Below are 16,390 nucleotides of genomic sequence, written 5' to 3'. Positions count from 1 at the left end.
GCGGGCCCTTGGAACCAGAGTTCGTGCCGTTCGAAATGGCGTTGTTGTCGCCACGTTCCACCCTTACCGCCGAGAGATTGCCTCGGCAGCGATTGATAACATCATACACCAGGACCGCCTCCGCGTCCTGTCGCCCGTCGTCGAACCGTGTGACGAAGGGTTGCCAGCCCGCGCGGGACGCGCCAGAGGAACCGCCGGTCGCAGCCCGGCACCAGCGAATGAGGAAAGTGCATGATGAACCAGGCCTTGAGCGGAACCCTGGCCCGTTGGCTCACCGGCCCACGGGTGGCCGGCTTGCCCGCGCCATCCGCGATGCCCGCGCCGCGGCTTTCCTTCGAATTCTTCCCGCCGCGGACCGAAAAGCTCGAGGAACAACTCTGGGCCTGCATCCGTCGGCTGGAACCGCTGGCACCACGTTTCGTCTCGGTCACCTATGGCGCCGGCGGGACGACCCAGGAGCGCACCCATGCGACGGTGGCCCGGCTGGTCTCCGACACGACGCTGACGCCGGCGGCGCACCTGACCTGCGTCGGCGCGACGCGGGACGAGGTGGACGCCGTCGCCCGCCGGTACTGGGAGGCCGGGGTGCGCCATATCGTCGCGCTACGCGGCGACCCGCCGGCCGGGGCGGACCGGTATGAGCCGCATCCGGGCGGCTACGCCCAGGCGGAGGACCTGGTCCGCGGCCTGAAGCGGATCGGCAATTTCGAGATCAGCGTGGGGGCCTACCCGGAGGTGCATCCTGCCGCCGTTTCGGCCGAGGCCGATCTCGACTTCCTGAAGCGCAAGATCGATGCCGGGGCGACCCGGGCGATCACCCAGTATTTCTTCGATGCCGAGGTCTATCTGCGCTTCCTCGACCGCTGCCTGGCGGCCGGCATCAACGTGCCGATCGTGCCGGGGATCATGCCGGTGACCAATTTCGCCTCGGTGCAGCGCTTTTCGGCGATGTGCGGTGCCTCCGTGCCTGGCTGGATGGGCCAGCTCTTCGAGGGGCTGGACGAGGATGCCGAAACCCGCCGCATGGTCGCCGCCGTGGTCGCGGCCGAGCAGGTGCGGCTGCTGCAGGCGAATGGGGTGGACGAATTCCACTTCTATACGCTGAACCGGCCGGACCTGACCTTTGCCATCGCCCATATCCTGGGCGTGCGGCCGAAGGCGGCGAGGTGATGGGCGGCACTTTAGCATTTTAGGATTTTAAGCGGAAGAAGCTTGCCCGATTCGGACAAAGTCCTGGTGCCGGCCGAGCATGGGCCTTGTCGGCAAGACCATTGGTTCGCATTGGCGGACAGGGCGCGTGGCGCATAATGGGAGGCCTTCTGCAAGGGGCAGGACGCTAACGGATCGGGCGTCGCGTTTAAAGAAATATATCCTATTTGCGGGCGCCGCGGAAGCCTGGGCCGCGCGTAGGCAGCCGCGCCCGGAAGGGCCCGCCATCGCCCCCTGGCCCGCCCCGTGCCGGGCCTGCCTTGCGCTTGGCTTGCCTCGCGCTGGCGCCTATGCATCCGACATGCTCACGCAGAAGGCGAAATACGCGCTGCAGGCCCTGCGGGTCCTGGCGGCGGCGGGAAGCGAAGGCGCCGCCCAGACGGCGCGGCCGACGCTGACCATCCAGGCGATCGCCGAGCGCGCCCGTGCCCCGCGGAAATTCCTCGAAACCATCTTGCTCGACCTGCGACGTCACGGCTTTGTCGACAGCCTGCGCGGCAAGGCCGGCGGCTATGTCCTGGCCATGGCGCCGGCGGATATCCGTCTGTCGGAGGTGATCCGCGCCCTCGATGGCCCCTTGGCGCCGATCCCCTGCGCGAGCCTGACCGCGTATCGGCCCTGCACGGATTGCCCGGATCCGGCGGCCTGCGCTCTGCGGCGCGTGATGCGGGAAGTGCGGGATGCGACCGCGGCGATCCTCGATGCCCGGAGCGTCGCCGACCTGATCGGGCCGCCGGATGCCGGCTGCGGGAAGAAATAGCGCTTGATTTAATCTACATTAAATCGATAGGAATTATATGTTCCGGATATCCCGGGGCCGATGCCATCGATGGAGATTGCCATGACGAGGTTCTTCGACTCCCACGCATGGAACGTCCGTAATCGCGATGCCGCCGCGGCTGTTCTTCGCGCGTTCGGTCTGGACCGGGCCGGCGGCTCGGGGCCGGGCTATCTCAGCGCCGAGGTCGCCGACGTGACAGTGCGGGCCGGGTGCCCGACCGGCCTGGCCGCATCGCAGGGTGGCAGCGCCGTTGATCCGAGCTGGCTCGGCGGTGGCGACGTACCTCAACCGGCGGCCCCGGGTCCGGAATCGGCCTGAGCCGAATATTGGCGATGCCGGCTGCTGCCAGCCCCGGTCTGGCGCGGCCGGATCAGAGAAGGGCGAGCAACTTCCGCCGCAGCGCCGCCGCTTCCGCCGGCGCGACATGCGTGCAGACGCGGGTGACGAAATCCTCCGCGCTGGTCGATTTGGCGGCGGCCTTTTGCACCAGCACCTTGGCGATCGGTCCGACCAGGAAGGCCACGGTCTCGACGATGCGGGCCTGGGCCGGTGCGGGCAGGCTGAAGCCAGCCGGCGCCATGGTCATCGCCGCGCCGGGGAATCCGACCGACGAGCCAAAGCGGGGGAAGGCCGAGGTCGACCCGCGCGCCGCCGGCGGCAGGACGCGGGTGGCGTCGATCGCCGGGTTGCCCTCCTGCGCCAGGGCGCGGTCCAGGGCCTCGGCGAATTCGGCCGCCGAGGCGAAGCGCATCGTCGGGTCCTTCGCGAGGCCACGGGCCAGCACGCCGCCCATCAGAGTGCCGGCCAGGTCGCCGACATCGGCCGGTTCCGGGCTGGTCAGCCGCAGCAGCGTCGCGGCCATGGTGCCGGCGGAGAAGGGTGGGCGGCCGTGCAGGATCTCGTACAGCACGGCGGCGGTGGCGAAGAGGTCGGTGCGGTGGTCCACCGTCTGCCCCAGCGCCTGTTCGGGGGCCATGTAGCCGGGCGTGCCGATCATGTCCCCGACCAGGGTGAGCGAGGAGCTGGCCAGGCGGGCGATGCCGAAATCGGTGATCTTCACCATCCCCTGCGGGGTGATCATGATGTTGCTCGGCTTGATGTCGCGATGCACGACGCCGGCCGCATGGGCGGCGTGCAGCCCGGACAGCACGTCGATCATCGAGCGCACCATGCCGGGCACCGCCGCGGCACGTTCGGCCGGCGAGCGGCGCAACAGGGCGGTCAGCGTGTCGCCGGGCACCAGTTCCATGACGATGTAGGGCATCGGCCCGTCATCGGCGAAGTCATAGACGCTGACGATCGCCGGATGGGCGCAGAGCGCCGCGGCCCGGACCTCGGTGCGGAAGCGTTCGAGGAAGGCCGCCCGGTCTTCCTCGGACAGGCCCTGCGCGCTGATCACCTTCACGGCCACCTTGCGGTCGATCAGCGGGTCGATCGCGAGGTAGACCTTTCCCATGGCGCCGGTGCCGAGTTCCTCGAGCGGCCGGTAGCGTCCGAAGGCGGCAGGCAGGCCGCTGGTTCCGCTCATGGTGCTGCGCTGGTCCTTTGCATCACTCGCCCAGCATCTTCACGGCCTGGTCCAGGCTGCGGCGCATGCGGGTGAAGGCGCGGCCCAGTTCGGCGATCTCGTCGCGGCCCGTGGCGGGGAATTCCTCGGCATCCGACTGGCCGAGGCTGACCGCGGTGGCGGTGCGCGACATCATGCCCACGGGGCGGATGACGACGAAGTACATGAGCAGGTTGAGCGCCACCATCAGCCCGACGAAGATCGCCAGCAGGATGGCCATGGCGCTGTAGAGGTTGGTCTGGGCGGTGCGCAGGGCGACGGCCATCGGCACCGAGACGAGCTGCGCGCCGATCGTCTCGTTCATATGCCAGCCGAAGCCGTTGGACGAGCCATAGGCCGCGACCATGCGCGCCGGGGCGCGGTCGGGCGTCGAGTGGCAGGTGAGGCAGGCTTCGCTGCGGATGGTGAGCGGCCGCGCCAGGGTCAGGGTCGGGCCTGCGGGGGTGTCGCGTTCGCCGACCAGTTCGCTCTGGCCCGGCGTGTTGCGGAAGCTGTTGATGAAGTCGGCTTCCCAATCCAGCGCGCGGTCGGCCGGGTTGGTCGGGTTCAGCGCCGCTTCCTTGTAGGTGTAGTCGGGCAGGTCGGCGCGCATGGTGCGGAAATTGGTCTGCGCGGCGTAGGACGGCACGGTGACCGGGGCGATCCAGTCCTCATTGTCCCGCTGCACGGCGGGCAGCACCTCGCGGGCCGTGTAGGTCCGCACGGCATTGGCCGCGCTCATCATGATGCGTGCGTTCTGCAACACGTCCTGCCGCGCGCTGGCGACGAATTGCCGGTCGAGGATCAACCAGGCGGCGGCGAAGGCGATCGCGAAAACCGCCAGCAGGCCGAGGTTCAGTTTTGCGCGAATGCCCATGGTTGTGTTTTGCGCCGACACGGGGTGGTCTGCCAAGCGCCAAGGCGATCAAAGCACCTGAGATCGTGACAATTTTTGGAGCGATTGCCGAAAATTGGAGTCATATCGCCAAGGCAAGGCGCCCGGGACGGAGTGACCGGACGCGGCACGAAGGCGCCGGACCGGGGATGCCGCCTGGCACGCCCGGCAGCTGGCGCGGAGGGGGGGCGGCCCCCTCCGCGTCGTCATCAGGCGCGCTCGGGCGGGAAGCCGCGCGACCACAGCGACGCGCCCGTCGCATCGCGCAGCGTGACCGTCATTTCCTCGGTCCGTCCGTCGATCTTCACTTCGCCAAAGAACTGCATCCCGGCGGAGGGCGGCAGGTTCACCTGGCCGGCCGGCGGGGCCTTTTCGAACACCACCTGCATGCCGAAGGTGTTGTCCGGCGCGTTCGGGCCGAAGGTGCCGGCGTTGAGCGGGCCGGAGACGAATTCCCAGAAGGGCGTGAAGTCGGTGAACTGCGCCTTGGCCGGGTCGAAGTAATGCGCCGCGGTGTAGTGCACGTCGGCGGTCAGCCACACGACGTTCTTCACGCCGTTGTGCTTGATGGCGGCGAGCAGCCCGGCGATTTCCAGCTCGCGGCCGAGGGCCGGGCCGTCGCCGTTGGCCACCGCCTCGAACCGGTCGCGGCCCTGGGCGTCCTTGCCGTCGGGCACCAGCAGGCCGAGCGGCATGTCGGAGGCGATCACCTTCCAGGTGGCGTTCGATGCCAGCAGCGCCTGCTTCAGCGAGCGGATCTGCTCGGTGCCGAGGAAGGTGGTGTCGTCGCCTGCCTGCTCCTGCCGGTTGAAGGTGTTCGGGCCGCGATAGGAGCGCATGTCGATGACGAAGACGTCGAGCGAGGGGCCGTAGGGGATGTGGCGATAGACGCGCTGGACCTCGACATCCCCGGCGCGGCGGATCGGGGCGTATTCCAGGAAGGCCTGGGCGGCGCGGGCGGTCAGCAGCGGGACGTTCTTTTCCGTGTAGCGGGCATCGGCCTGGATGTTCTTCGAGTCCGACCAGTTGTTCATCACCTCATGGTCGTCCCACTGCCAGATCTGCGGCACTTCGGCGTGGAAGCGGCGCATGTTCTCGTCGAGCAGGTTGTATTTGTAGGCGCCGCGGAACTCGGCGAGGGTCTCGGCGACCTTCGACTTCTCCTCGGTCACCACGTTGCGCCAGGTCTGGCCGCCGGGCAGGGCGACTTCGGCCTGGATCGGGCCGTCGGCATAGATGGTGTCGCCGTTGTGGATGAAGAAATCCGGGTTGGTGCGGCGCATCGCCTCGTAGATCGTCATGCCGCCGAAGGCCGGGTTGATGCCCCAGCCCTGGCCGACGGTGTCGCCCGACCACAGGAAGGTGATGTCGCGGCGGCCGGCCGGCATGGTGCGGAAGCGGCCGGTCACCGGCGCCGAGGTGGTCTGCAGGCCGGCCAGGTCCTGCCAGGTGACGCGGTAGAGGATCTGTTCGCCCTGCGGCAGGCCGGTGAGATCCAGCCGCGCGGTGAAGTCGGTGTCGGGCAGGGCATGCGGGCCGCGGACGCGGCGGGCATCGGAGAAATCCTCCCGCGTCGCCCATTCGACGATCATACGCGAGGGGCGGTCGGCGCGCGACCAGATGATGGCGCGGTCGGCGGTGACGTCGCCGGTCATGACACCCTGGGCGGCCTGCGGCCGCGCCGCCTCGGCGGTGACGATGGCGGGCGCCGTGCCCTGGCCGAAGGCGAGGCGTGGGCCGGCGAGCGCAAGGCCAGTCGACGCGCGCATGAGATTGCGCCGGCCGAACCGGCCGGTGAGGAAACGATTGGACATGCGTGGAGCCCCCTGGGTCCGATTGAGTCGGCCGGAAGCTATCCGCGCTGCGTGATGGCCGGATGGTGATGGCGTTGCAATCGCACGACAATCGCCGGGCAGGTCAGCCCCGCAGCCTGGCGTAGAGCCCGCGCAGCAGGAACGGGCTGAGGAACAGCGGGAACTGGCACAGCGCGAAGAACAGCAGGATGCGTTCATCCGTCGCCGCAGGCAGCACGGCGAGGAAGAGTGCCATGTTGCGGTTGCCGCCGAGCAGCCCGGCCGCCAGCGCCAGCCGCCGCCCCGCCGGCAGGAACACCAGCGCGGTGGCGATGTTCATGCCGACATTGCCGGCAAAGGCCAGCGCCAGCCCACCCAGCACCCAGTGCGGGTCGGCCAGCAGCCGCGCCAGCATGCCGTCCATCACGCCGAAGCCGTACAGCACCACCAGCCACACCACCGCGCCATCGACCGCCGGGCCCAGCCGGTGCAGCGTTGGCGCGGCGACCATCCGGCGGATCACCATCGAGATCAGCAGCGGCAACCCCACCACCAGCGCCAGCCGTGCCATGAGCCCGGTCAGTGAAATCGCCAGGTCGATGCCCATCAGGCCGAGCGCGAGCGGGGGCGCGGTGAACGGGATCAGCAGCGTCGTCACCATGGCGACGACCAGGCTGATTTCTCCATCAAGGCCGACCAGCCGCGCGAAGGCGGGCGAGGAGGTCGCCGCGCAGCCGGTCGCGCTGATCACCAGCGCCGCGCCGAGCGGGCCATCCATGCCCGCCGCCATCGCCACGCCATAGGTGAGCACCGGCATCGCCAGCAGCAGCCAGAACGTCAGCGCGGCGACCAGCACCGGCCGGCGCAGATAGGCCAGCACCTGCGCCGGGTCCACCCGCAGCAGCACCAGCGTCATCAACCCGGCGACGGTGATGGTGACGACGTCGCGGAACACCGCGGCAAGCGGCGGGATCAGCAACCCGGCGAAAATGCCCGTCGCGAGCAGCGCGCCACCCTGCCGGGCCGACCATTCCAGGAAACGCAGCGCGAACAAGGCAGGGCGTCCAGCGGTTGGAGGAGCAGGCGCAAGCTTCTATATCCCATGGCGTGCACACACCATCCTCGCTACCCACCCTTGTCGCGGGGCTGGTCCTGCTCCTTGCCGGGCCGGCCATCGCCGGCTGCACCGACCCACCCGCCCCCGAGGTGGTGTGGCGACGCTGCCTGTTGGAACAGAGCGAACTGGCCGGCGCGGACCTCTCCCGTGCCGTGCTGCGCGATGCGTCCTTCCAGCGCGCCACACTCACAGGGGCGAAGCTGATCGAGGCGGATGCCATCGAGGCGCGCTTCGTCTCGGCTGACCTCATCGGCGCCGACCTGTCGCGCGCCACGCTGCGCAATGCGGATTTTACCCGGGCCAACCTTCAGCACGCCATCCTCATCGGGGCCGATCTGCGCCGCGCCACGCTGTTCCGCGCTGATCTGACCGATGCCAACCTGACGGGGGCCAATCTGTCCGGGGCGAATATGTCCGGCGCAATGCTGGGCGGGGCGCGTTGGACCGATGGGAGACGGGTCTGCGCCGCGGGGTCGGTGGGGAATTGCCAGTGAGGCAGAAGAAAGCAGCGGGGGAGGGAACTCCCCCGTGCTCCTCCTTTTACCGAACGTGAGAGCAGGCCGGTAAGGCTTGCGTCAAGCGAGGCGTCGTCGGGGGCCAGCCTGGCCCCGCCGGCCTTGAGCATGGCGATAAGGTTGCCGGTCAGTTCGATGATCGGTGGCTCGCCGGGATCGTCGGGCGGGGAGACGACGACAGTGTCGACCAGGGCGCGGGCGGCTTCCAGCACATCTGAGCCGTCGTCGGCATCGAGAGCCTGGCGTAGTTCCGCGACTCGTTCGGCATAGACCTGGGCGATATCTGGATGCAGGGCCGGTGCGGCCGGCACCTCGGTGGCCATGGCGGCCTTCAACTCCGCCTGGCGAGTTTCGAGGTCGACCAGCTTCTGCTGGATCCCTGTAGCCTTGAGCCCGTCGGCGATGGCCTCGACGAGGTTCGTGAGCTTTCGTTCGATCGCTTGCAGCTCCCGCTGCCGCGCCTCGGCCCCCGCCGACGCCTCTGCCGCCAGGCGGTTCCACTCGGTGATGAACTCGGCGCAGAAGGCGGCAACGAGGTCGGGGCGCATCAGCTGGCGGCCCAGCGCATCGAGCACCCTTGCCTCCAAGGTGGAGCGGCGCACACTCCTGGCGTTGCGGCAGCCGCTGCCGTTCCGAGCCGCCCTGCAGGCCAAGTAGTCCTGGCCCACCGCGGTAAATCCGCGCCCGCAGCAACCGCAGACGACCTTTCCGGTGAGCAAATGACGTGGCCGGCGACGCTCCCAGAATTGGGGCGGGCCCTTGGCCAGCCGGGGCGCCGCCTCCGCGCCGAGACGGGCCTGCGCCTGGTTCCAGACGTCGTCGGGCACGATCCGCAGGTCGGGCACGGCAGCTTCGACATGCGCTTCCGGCGCTTTGGCCCGCCAGATTTGGGTGCCGGAACGCGGATCGACGACAGCGGTCTGTCGGTTCCAGATCATGCGTCCGACGTAGAGCGGATTGCGCAGGATGCCGTCACCCCGGCCCGGCCGGCCGCGCAGCGTGAGGTCGTACCACGTGCCGCCGCGCGGCGCCGGCACGCCCTCGCTGTTGAGCGCGCGGGCGATGACCAGCGGGCTCAGGCCGGCGACATAGTCACGGTAGATGCGCCGGACCACGCACGCCCGCTCGGGATCGATCTCCCGCAAACCGCGTTCAGGCTCACCATCGGCACCGAGGTGTCGGACGACGCGGTAGCCATATGGCGGTGCGCCAACCCCCCGCCCCTGACGTACACGCCCTTCGAGGCCACGATGCGTCTTGGCCGAGAGATCGCGCAGGGAGAGAGCGCCCATGGTGCCTTTGAACCCGACCGCCATCTCCGAGACCTCGCCTTCGGACAGCGTGACGATCTGGACTTGGCAGAACCGCGCCAGCTTGTGGAAAGCGGCGACATGTTCGAGGTCGCGGGAGAACCTGTCGAGGCTCTCGGCGAGGACAATGGTCAGCGTGCCGCCGCGCATCGCCTCGAGCAAGGCCTGGTAGCCAGGCCGGAGGGTCGTCGCGCCGGAGATCGCGGCGTCGGTGAAGCTTCCGGCGATCGTCCAGCCCTCACGTTCGGCGCGGGCCGTGCAGAGGCGGAGCTGATCCTCGATCGAGGCCTCGCGCTGGTTCTCGGAACTGTATCGGGCGTAGATCGCGCAGCGCGGGGTCATCGCGGTTCCTCCACGGGCGGCGCCAGTCTCCGGCGTTCCTCGCGGATCCGCCGCGCCAGCCCTGATGTGCGCCGGCGCTCTTCGTCCAACACATCATGAAATTCATTCGCGGCGGCAACCTGGTCGCCACGTTCGTAGTGCTCACCTTCCACGTCCGGCGTGATCCCCAGGATCGCGGTCGTCACGCCAGGGCTGTCGGGCAGCTCGCGCGGGCCATAGGTCGCGATGCCGTAGCGAAAGCGGTGCGGTCCGAAGCGCTTATCCCGCCGGAACTCCTTGGCCGATTGCCAGAATATGCGTGTCTCCGGATCCTGCAGCGCTTCGCCATGGCGGTTGATCCAGAACGCGTCCGATACCTTGCCGCCCAGAAGCTCCTCCCGCTCCACGCTGATGTAGCGCTCGATCCAGGGCCAGAGTTCCTTCGGCGCAGGATATTCCAGAGGCCGCTTGGTCTTCACGTCCTTCCGCCCCAGCACGATCCACCAGCCCTGACCATCGTGGCGAACCTGACGGCCAAGCTCCATGACGCGCATGGAGCGGCGGCGGGGCGCCCTTGAGGCAAACAGCGCGATCATGAGTCCATCGCGCAGCTGGACCTGGCGCCGATACGCCGGCGTCATGGCGACAGCCTCCTCCATCAGACGAACTCCCCACCGGAATAAGACCCGCGGGTGGTAGACGGTGAAGTCTCGTTTGCGCATCTCAAGCAGTGCGCGAACCGGGACGCCGTCCGGCGCCTGGATCCAGCGAAAATCCTCGCCGGGCGCCATGATCCTCAACGCGTCGGTGAGTTCCTGCAACCTCCCCGTGATCGTGTGATCGGCATTGCCCAGTTCAATCATCTCATCGATCAAGATCGCGATCCGCTCGGGCGTTGGGCGGTTGGCCGGCCCCTGGTCAAGGTCGAGATCGTCCCGGCCGGCGAGCGACGTCAGGAAACGGCCCCAACCGTGTTCGGCCTTGCCGAGGGCTTCCGCGCCGAGCTTGGCCGCCGCTGTGCGGTCGGTGAACCTCGGCCTCTCGCGACCGGCAAGGCCAGCCGTCCAAGCCTGGCGGTCCCTCATTGGCCATTCGGCAACAGGCATGCAGCGGCGTCGCGGATCCAGGAGCGGTATCATTTGCGCTCCCGTGGCTTCTTCGGCCTACTTCGCGCCAGTCCTTTCCTGGCGGCTAGCGCGGTCGGGCGGGTCGCACGGCGCTCCTCATCGAGCACGGTATCGAACGACTTCGCCGCGGCGGCTTCTTCGAACGCATCGTAGAATGCGACCGTCGTGGCAACGTTCTTGTGCCCCAGGATCTTCGCCACCACGCCGTAGCGGCCCTGATACTTCTTCAAATAGAGATATGCCGCGAAATGGCGGAGCAAATGGACGTTGATGCGTACCCCCACTTCTTGGGCGATCGTCTCGACAATACTCGTGGAGACATTGCCTTTGCTGGCGCAGGCGAGGCGATCGTGGCCGGGAAACAGATAGGGGCACGCCAGCTCCGCCAGGGCGGGGCGGAATTTCCGGATGTACTCCTCGATCATGTCTGCCGACCCAGGCGGGATCGGCCATTCGATCAGTTTGCCGTTCTTCACCTCGTGGGGCTTGAGGACGATGTGCGATATGCGTCGGGCCCTGGGGTCCGGCCGCTCCAGGTGCTGGTCGAGTCGAAGCTTCGTCAGGTTGTCGAGCCTCATGGGAAAGCGCAGCAGGATTTCCATCTGGACGGCCAGCCGGGCGACACGCGCCGCTTCCGCAGGACTGCCGTCGATCGCCCGGGCGGCCTCCATCAGCGACCGCGGCGTATCGAGCAGCAGGGCATAGGGCCTTGGTTGAACAAGGGCGCGCAGCCGCTCGCGGTTCTTGGCGGTCAGTCCCTGATTGCGCGGCGGGAGCGCATCCGAGACCCACTGCTTGATGACAGCGCATGTCTCAGGGGGCAACTTGAGCCAGTGCACGCCGACCTGCCGCATCGTCTCCGCGATCTGCAGGAGTTGGCCCCCGAGCACCTCCTCCTCGTCGTCAGGCTGCTGGCGAGCGTGGAACCAGTCGATCACGGTGCTGGCCCGCTCCAAATCGTCGAAGATGTAGCGGAGCGACGTCATCTCCTCCGGCCTGTGGCCGTGCAGGACCAGGCAGCCCAGGATCTGGCGGATCGCGAACTCGCGGACGGCGATAGTGCTCGCGCGCACCACCTTCCGAGGCCCGTCACGAACGGCAAGGAAACGCTGGCCCACCCGACCTCGGCCCAGGCGATCGAGGCCACGTTGGATTTCCTCCTGCAGCGACGCCGGATAGGCGGCCAGCGGCAAGGCATAGGGCACCTTCTGCCGGGGAGCGGCGAGACGCGGCAGATCGGCACGGGGAAAGGCGATCGGCAGTGCCTTGTTCAGCGCGCGGGCGACAATCGTGCTCGCCGAACGATCGCTGACGCTGAGCCGTGTGGCGACGTCGGACTGGCCGTAACGGGCGATCACCTCGTCTGTCACATCGAGGGGCTCGATGCCACGCTGGGTGCACCACCCACCCAGACGCTTCGCGCAGCCGCGCTCACCGGCAGCCTTGATGACCGAGAGGACCTTCTCCCAGGCGGCAGAGAGGCCCGGCTTGCGCTGATCGGGGGCGTGGAGGCCCTTACGACGGAGCGCCTTGCGGATCCGGGACAGGAGGTTGCGGAAGTTCCGCTCGCCGACGCCGAACTCTGCCGGAACCTTGCCCTTGAGGCGCTCGGACAGGAAGGCGGGTTCGCAGGGCACCGTGGCCGGATGCATCTGCAGCATCTTCGCCACGCGGCGGAAGGCGGAAACGCCATCGCGCTGCACGGCCTCCGGCCAATCCACCCAGGTCGGGATCTCCTGCATCATCTGCTGGAAGGTCGGAACCGAGGTCATCTTAAGCTCCGGCAGTGGCAGCTCCGGCCCGTTGCCGATCTTCATGGCAGCATTTTCCTCACGGGATTGGCGATGCGGACATCGGCGGACATTCGTGAAGGCGTATCACAACAAAACACCACCATTTGCTGCGTCACGGGCTCACGAGACCCGCGCAGAGCCTTGAGTTCACAGGCATTAAAATCGACGCTGAACATGGTCATTTGCGTCATCCGGCATCGTCGCCGAACTCGTCGACATCAGCGCTCAGCTCGACGGGTCGCAGGAGCGCATCAGCCTCCTTGTGGCGGCCATGCGACCGCAGGTAGTCGCTCAGCCATGTGCCGCGTGCGCGACCCTCGCCGACATTCTTCAGTCGGCCATCCTTCAGCATGCGTCTGATCGTGCGACGGCACTTGCCCTCGATGCGCGCGAGTTCGCCGATGTCGAGGATGCGGTCCTCGAATTGCGCCGCGCGACTCATCTCGGGGACGTGCCGCCGCTGCTTACCGCCGTGACCTGATGCAAACGGCGAGCGCGTTGGCCGGCGATGCGGTTAGCGGGCGGCATTGCGGCCGCGCAAGCGCAGGATCTTCGCCGTGGGCGCGGGCGTGTCCTGGAACGGTGACGCCGCGTCGCTCCGAAGCCCTTCGGCCCAGTTTGCACGCGCGACCAAGCGTGCCAAGGCGCGAGCGAGGGCCCTCAGCGCATCGTTGGCCCGATCCACCGAATGCTCATCGCTTTCGCGGCCGCGATCCGACTCGGTGCTGATCTCGAAGGGTTCGCCCATGGCGACGGGAACATCTATCGGACCCGCCTCAAGACCTCACCAGCCGTCTGCTCCCGAAAATCGCGTCGGGTGATGGCCGATGCACGGAAACCCTTGCCTGGCCTCGTTTTGAGGCCTGCTGGATCGCTACGGGAGCGGCTCGCCATAGAGATCGACAAGCCGGCCGCGCTGCCGGCCGCCGAGCTGACCAATGGTTGTGCGCAGGACGGCGGCGGTGTTGGGCAGGTGCGAGTGTCTGTTCGGCAATCCCTGAGCGTCGCGCCCCCATCCCGGAGAAAGTGCGCAAACATGGACGTCGTCGCCGAGGTCGCATGCCCACATGCCGACGAGCGCCACGATGGCAGCGAGCGTTGACGCAGCGGCATAGGCAGACGCGCCGCCGGTTGCCGCAATGCTGCCGGGATCGGGCATCACCACCACCAGCTTGCCGCCTGGGGAACGAAGCAGCCGGCGATGCGCGGCGACGACAGCGTGCAGGCGTGCAGGAAGGGTTGCCATCATGCCGGGCCCAGCGGTCCACATCGCGTGTTCGAGCTCGCGTGGCTTGCGCTCGCCTCCCACCGTCAATGGCGGGCCCAGGCAGACCAACATCAGCAAATCCAGGCTCCCCTCCGCGATGCCCGCAACGTCGATGCCCTGGGCTTCGACGTCGCCCGGGATCAACTGGCTGCTCAACTGCGTCCCGTCAGACCGGAGTTGTGACGCGACTTCGTCTGCGAGTGAGTGTCCATCGCTGAAAAAGGCGGCCGTCTCGATCCGCGGCGGGTCCGGTGGCGCCGGTGCCACATGCGCCTTCGCAGCGGGACGCGACGTGTCCTTGAGGTACGCGGCCACGGCCTTGCGCACCGTCCCGTCGCCGAAGTCGCACGGGCTTGCCGTCAGGACCGCCTTGGCGAGATCGCCGAAACCTCCCGTATTGCGTGACTGGGTCGGTGGCATCTGGCGGTGCTGCCACCAGACCCGCTCGAGCTGGTCGAGAGCGACAGCGAGAACCCCCGGCCGTCGCGGCGCGCCGCGGGGTAGGGGCGATCGTCGCTTCGCGGCATCTTCGAGGCCCGTGGCGAGACGATCGAGCGCCAGGAGGGTCGTGCCGAAGCGATCTGCGAGGTCAAGCCGGCTAAAGTCGGTGATGGCGTCCTGGTGGGGCGCCCGCTGCTCGCCTGGGGCGGGCGCCCCCAAGGCCTGCAGGACGGTCAGGATATCGACGCCCCGTAGATGAGTTCCCGCCACGGCGGCCGCGTTCGCGGCTGACTTAAGGGTCTTGATCGCCCGGGAACCCGTGCCGCTGGCGGCGGCACCATCGCGCATAAGGCGCACGAGCTGGGCGATCGACTGAAGCGCTGGGCCGGCCGAAGCCGTCCCCAGATGTGTCGCCGCCATTGTCGCGTAATGCGTTGACGAATGCGCGCGACCCGGCGCGCCCGAGCCTGCCTCCCCGTTGCCCTTGTTGGGGATACGCGTCTGAGCGTCCGCCATCGGCTCCCTTGTCATGTCTATAAGCCTCGATGCCATTTCCTCTCAGGTAGGTCAGGGCGCGTCGGTTCCCAACTCCCTCTCCGGCAGGATCCGTCCGCCTGTTGACTCGCCGAGGCTGAGTGGCCGCGTAGAGGATCCCGCAGCGCGAGTCGGGACCATGGCACGACTACTTGCTCCCGAAAATGGTCCCGAATGATGTCGATCCTGCGCTCACCCAGATATTTCCTGGCTTTGCGGGCAGACCATATTGGCGTCGCCAGGCAGCGCTTTGAAAGCGTTTGCGGCAGAAATTTAGGTGAGGTCGACGGTAGTCTCGATCGGCATGGCGGCACTCAGGATGGCGCCGGATCGTCACCGGACAGCTCGCCAGGTCAGCGCTCCGACAGGGGCTGCAGCGCTGAGCCACGCGCAACCGTGTGGCGGCCAACCTCAAACAGGAGACAGTGGATTATGAAACAAGTCTACGATGCGGACGCGACGGAGGTGATGGACATTGCCTCTGACTTCATCGACGAACTGGTGGCGGAAGGGATGACGCAGGGCGATATCCTGAATGTCTTCACGACCGCGGTAGTGACTTGGGCGGGCGAATTCGAGCGCACGGGCAACCAGGGCGCCCTGCGCCGCGCGGTGCGTACCCAGCCCCAGGCCATCAAGGAAGTCAGTCGTCTCCTCGGCAATCTTGCTGACAGCTACGAGGAGCGCCGCAAGCGTAGGCCGGCGAAGCGCTGAACTGCAACGCCGTCAATCTCCCCAAACGCAAAAGACCCCGCCGGATTGCTCCGGCGGGGTCTCTTGATGGGCGCTACGGCTCCCGATCCTCGGCGTCCATGACAACGCCGAGCAGGGCGGCGGCTTTGGCGGAAAGGTGACTGGACGCCTTGTCCATGTCGTCCACCGCGGCGCAAAGGAGGAGATTGACGTCCGCCCAGGCCTCTCGGACCCGCCGCGGCGTCTCGCGATCCTGAATCCTGGCCTGTTCGGTGGTGGCGAGACGCGCCAGGGCGGAAACGCGCCTGGCGGCCACGAAGACCGCTTCGAGGTCGTCGGAAAGGGTGAACCAGTCAAGGCGCGCGGGCGCGCCGGGGGTGTTGTGCCCCTGGATCATGATGATGCTCCGAATTGTCGGTTTGTGTGTTCTGGGCATTTGCCGCAGAAAGCGAACAATTATTGTTCGCAATTTTGAAATTGTATCAAGTAAGTAGTTTATCAATAGCAATTACGATATTTGGTGTCGAATAAAACACCCATAGAAAACATAATTATTAATAAATAGAGCATATCTTAATTCGTGCGATATAGGTCTGGTTCAGATTAGGCTCAGGACTCATTGGCCGAGCCAGAAGATGACGGTGGCGGCAAGCGTGATAGCGCTGAAGAAGGTGTGGGCGCAGCGGTCGTAGCGCATGGCGATGCGGCGCCAATCCTTGAGCCTGCCGAACATGATCTCGATGCGGTGGCGCTGGCGATACAGCGCGGTGTCGTGCGGGATGGGCAGCTTCCGACGGCGCGTTGACGGGATGCACGGGGCGATGCCCCGAGCCGCCAGTTCTGCGCGGAAGCGGCCGCTGTCGTAGCCGCGGTCGCCGATGAGTTCGCTGGCTGGTGGGAGCTTGTGCAGCATCAAGGCAGCACCCCGGCGATCACTGGCCTGGCCTGTCCGTCGTCGAATGCTTTGAGACAGCGGAGGCGGCTGGCTAGCGGAGTATCTGGCCCATCTGGCGGTGAGGTTAGGCGGCGTGCTGCTGGTGGATCAAGC

17 protein-coding genes and 1 pseudogene are annotated in these 16,390 nt (G+C 67.4%); 5 read left to right on the top strand and 13 right to left on the bottom strand.

What is annotated here, in order from left to right; genetic code table 11:
* The first annotated feature begins 312 nt into the window (after positions 1-312).
* From metF to IEY36_RS27590, 3 genes are all read left to right on the top strand, one after another.
* Entirely contained in the window at positions 313-1,170 is an 858-nt protein-coding gene (gene metF / locus IEY36_RS27600; protein ID WP_373290357.1) for a methylenetetrahydrofolate reductase [NAD(P)H], read from the top strand.
* Positions 1,171-1,510: 340 nt separating this feature from the next.
* Complete coding sequence (locus IEY36_RS27595; protein ID WP_188973047.1) at positions 1,511-1,969, top strand: RrF2 family transcriptional regulator; 459 nt, start codon at positions 1,511-1,513, stop codon at positions 1,967-1,969.
* An 81-nt stretch (positions 1,970-2,050) separates the two neighbouring features.
* Entirely contained in the window at positions 2,051-2,308 is a 258-nt protein-coding gene (locus IEY36_RS27590; RefSeq protein ID WP_188973045.1) for a hypothetical protein, read from the top strand.
* Between the two features lie 52 nt (positions 2,309-2,360).
* On the opposite strand, the gene IEY36_RS27585 is transcribed toward IEY36_RS27590, so the two are convergent.
* The 4 genes from IEY36_RS27585 to IEY36_RS27570 form a co-directional block, all read right to left on the bottom strand.
* Positions 2,361-3,518: a serine/threonine-protein kinase gene (locus tag IEY36_RS27585; RefSeq protein ID WP_188973043.1), complete on the bottom strand. Its 1,158-nt coding sequence runs from the start codon at positions 3,516-3,518 to the stop codon at positions 2,361-2,363.
* Between the two features lie 22 nt (positions 3,519-3,540).
* Positions 3,541-4,413, bottom strand: a complete 873-nt coding sequence (locus IEY36_RS27580; protein WP_188973041.1) for a Tll0287-like domain-containing protein — start codon at positions 4,411-4,413, stop codon at positions 3,541-3,543.
* A gap of 227 nt (positions 4,414-4,640) precedes the next feature.
* Positions 4,641-6,245: an alkaline phosphatase D family protein gene (locus IEY36_RS27575; protein ID WP_229681627.1), complete on the bottom strand. Its 1,605-nt coding sequence runs from the start codon at positions 6,243-6,245 to the stop codon at positions 4,641-4,643.
* A 103-nt stretch (positions 6,246-6,348) separates the two neighbouring features.
* Positions 6,349-7,278 carry a hypothetical protein gene (locus IEY36_RS27570; protein ID WP_188973039.1) on the bottom strand — a complete coding sequence of 310 codons (930 nt, stop codon included), beginning with the start codon at positions 7,276-7,278 and terminating at the stop codon, positions 6,349-6,351.
* A gap of 53 nt (positions 7,279-7,331) precedes the next feature.
* On the opposite strand from IEY36_RS27570, the pseudogene IEY36_RS31275 reads away from it, so the two are divergent.
* A pseudogene (locus IEY36_RS31275) lies at positions 7,332-7,727 on the top strand (pentapeptide repeat-containing protein); the annotation flags it as partial.
* Here IEY36_RS31275 and IEY36_RS27560 read toward each other — a convergent pair.
* The 7 genes from IEY36_RS27560 to IEY36_RS27530 form a co-directional block, all read right to left on the bottom strand.
* A complete protein-coding gene (locus tag IEY36_RS27560) occupies positions 7,649-9,508 on the bottom strand; it encodes a recombinase family protein (RefSeq protein WP_229681626.1) in 1,860 nt (619 codons plus the stop codon). The pseudogene IEY36_RS31275 and the gene IEY36_RS27560 sit on opposite strands and share 79 nt — an antisense overlap.
* Positions 9,505-10,626: a site-specific integrase gene (locus IEY36_RS27555; RefSeq protein ID WP_188973037.1), complete on the bottom strand. Its 1,122-nt coding sequence runs from the start codon at positions 10,624-10,626 to the stop codon at positions 9,505-9,507. Before IEY36_RS27555 ends, IEY36_RS27560 begins: the two co-directional genes overlap by 4 nt.
* Entirely contained in the window at positions 10,623-12,431 is a 1,809-nt protein-coding gene (locus IEY36_RS27550) for a site-specific integrase (RefSeq protein ID WP_188973035.1), read from the bottom strand. Before IEY36_RS27550 ends, IEY36_RS27555 begins: the two co-directional genes overlap by 4 nt.
* Entirely contained in the window at positions 12,428-12,589 is a 162-nt protein-coding gene (locus IEY36_RS27545; protein ID WP_188973033.1) for a hypothetical protein, read from the bottom strand. Before IEY36_RS27545 ends, IEY36_RS27550 begins: the two co-directional genes overlap by 4 nt.
* Positions 12,590-12,594: 5 nt before the next feature.
* Entirely contained in the window at positions 12,595-12,849 is a 255-nt protein-coding gene (locus IEY36_RS27540; protein ID WP_188973031.1) for a MerR family transcriptional regulator, read from the bottom strand.
* A gap of 72 nt (positions 12,850-12,921) precedes the next feature.
* Positions 12,922-13,155 (bottom strand): hypothetical protein, encoded by a 234-nt coding sequence (locus IEY36_RS27535; RefSeq protein WP_188973029.1) that lies wholly within the window; start codon positions 13,153-13,155, stop codon positions 12,922-12,924.
* Positions 13,156-13,281: 126 nt separating this feature from the next.
* Positions 13,282-14,631, bottom strand: a complete 1,350-nt coding sequence (locus tag IEY36_RS27530; protein WP_188973027.1) for a hypothetical protein — start codon at positions 14,629-14,631, stop codon at positions 13,282-13,284.
* A 450-nt stretch (positions 14,632-15,081) separates the two neighbouring features.
* On the opposite strand from IEY36_RS27530, the gene IEY36_RS27525 reads away from it, so the two are divergent.
* Positions 15,082-15,363, top strand: a complete 282-nt coding sequence (locus IEY36_RS27525) for a hypothetical protein (RefSeq protein ID WP_188973025.1) — start codon at positions 15,082-15,084, stop codon at positions 15,361-15,363.
* 73 nt (positions 15,364-15,436) lie between these two features.
* Here IEY36_RS27525 and IEY36_RS27520 read toward each other — a convergent pair whose 3' ends face one another.
* A complete protein-coding gene (locus IEY36_RS27520; protein ID WP_188973023.1) occupies positions 15,437-15,739 on the bottom strand; it encodes a hypothetical protein in 303 nt (100 codons plus the stop codon).
* Positions 15,740-15,958: 219 nt separating this feature from the next.
* Positions 15,959-16,315 carry a transposase gene (locus IEY36_RS27515; RefSeq protein ID WP_268238206.1) on the bottom strand — a complete coding sequence of 119 codons (357 nt, stop codon included), beginning with the start codon at positions 16,313-16,315 and terminating at the stop codon, positions 15,959-15,961.
* Positions 16,316-16,390: the final 75 nt, after the last annotated feature.

This window comes from Neoroseomonas lacus (genome assembly GCF_014644535.1).
Lineage (GTDB): Bacteria > Pseudomonadota > Alphaproteobacteria > Acetobacterales > Acetobacteraceae > Neoroseomonas > Neoroseomonas lacus.
This window is presented reverse-complemented; position numbering and strand designations above follow the sequence as displayed.

What these genes read in the sequence shown, in the direction of transcription:
- IEY36_RS27525 (WP_188973025.1), top strand. Translation starts at nt 15,082, where the DNA reads ATGAAACAAGTCTACGATGCGGACGCGACGGAGGTGATGGACATTGCC.
- IEY36_RS27520 (WP_188973023.1), bottom strand. Translation starts at nt 15,739, where the DNA reads ATGATCCAGGGGCACAACACCCCCGGCGCGCCCGCGCGCCTTGACTGG.
- IEY36_RS27550 (WP_188973035.1), bottom strand. Translation starts at nt 12,431, where the DNA reads ATGAAGATCGGCAACGGGCCGGAGCTGCCACTGCCGGAGCTTAAGATG.
- IEY36_RS27575 (WP_229681627.1), bottom strand. Translation starts at nt 6,245, where the DNA reads ATGTCCAATCGTTTCCTCACCGGCCGGTTCGGCCGGCGCAATCTCATG.
- IEY36_RS27540 (WP_188973031.1), bottom strand. Translation starts at nt 12,849, where the DNA reads ATGAGTCGCGCGGCGCAATTCGAGGACCGCATCCTCGACATCGGCGAA.
- IEY36_RS27535 (WP_188973029.1), bottom strand. Translation starts at nt 13,155, where the DNA reads ATGGGCGAACCCTTCGAGATCAGCACCGAGTCGGATCGCGGCCGCGAA.
- IEY36_RS27530 (WP_188973027.1), bottom strand. Translation starts at nt 14,631, where the DNA reads ATGGCGGACGCTCAGACGCGTATCCCCAACAAGGGCAACGGGGAGGCA.
- IEY36_RS27585 (WP_188973043.1), bottom strand. Translation starts at nt 3,518, where the DNA reads ATGAGCGGAACCAGCGGCCTGCCTGCCGCCTTCGGACGCTACCGGCCG.
- IEY36_RS27590 (WP_188973045.1), top strand. Translation starts at nt 2,051, where the DNA reads ATGACGAGGTTCTTCGACTCCCACGCATGGAACGTCCGTAATCGCGAT.
- metF (WP_373290357.1), top strand. Translation starts at nt 313, where the DNA reads ATGCCCGCGCCGCGGCTTTCCTTCGAATTCTTCCCGCCGCGGACCGAA.
- IEY36_RS27580 (WP_188973041.1), bottom strand. Translation starts at nt 4,413, where the DNA reads ATGGGCATTCGCGCAAAACTGAACCTCGGCCTGCTGGCGGTTTTCGCG.
- IEY36_RS27560 (WP_229681626.1), bottom strand. Translation starts at nt 9,508, where the DNA reads ATGACCCCGCGCTGCGCGATCTACGCCCGATACAGTTCCGAGAACCAG.
- IEY36_RS27545 (WP_188973033.1), bottom strand. Translation starts at nt 12,589, where the DNA reads ATGACCATGTTCAGCGTCGATTTTAATGCCTGTGAACTCAAGGCTCTG.
- IEY36_RS27555 (WP_188973037.1), bottom strand. Translation starts at nt 10,626, where the DNA reads ATGATACCGCTCCTGGATCCGCGACGCCGCTGCATGCCTGTTGCCGAA.
- IEY36_RS27595 (WP_188973047.1), top strand. Translation starts at nt 1,511, where the DNA reads ATGCTCACGCAGAAGGCGAAATACGCGCTGCAGGCCCTGCGGGTCCTG.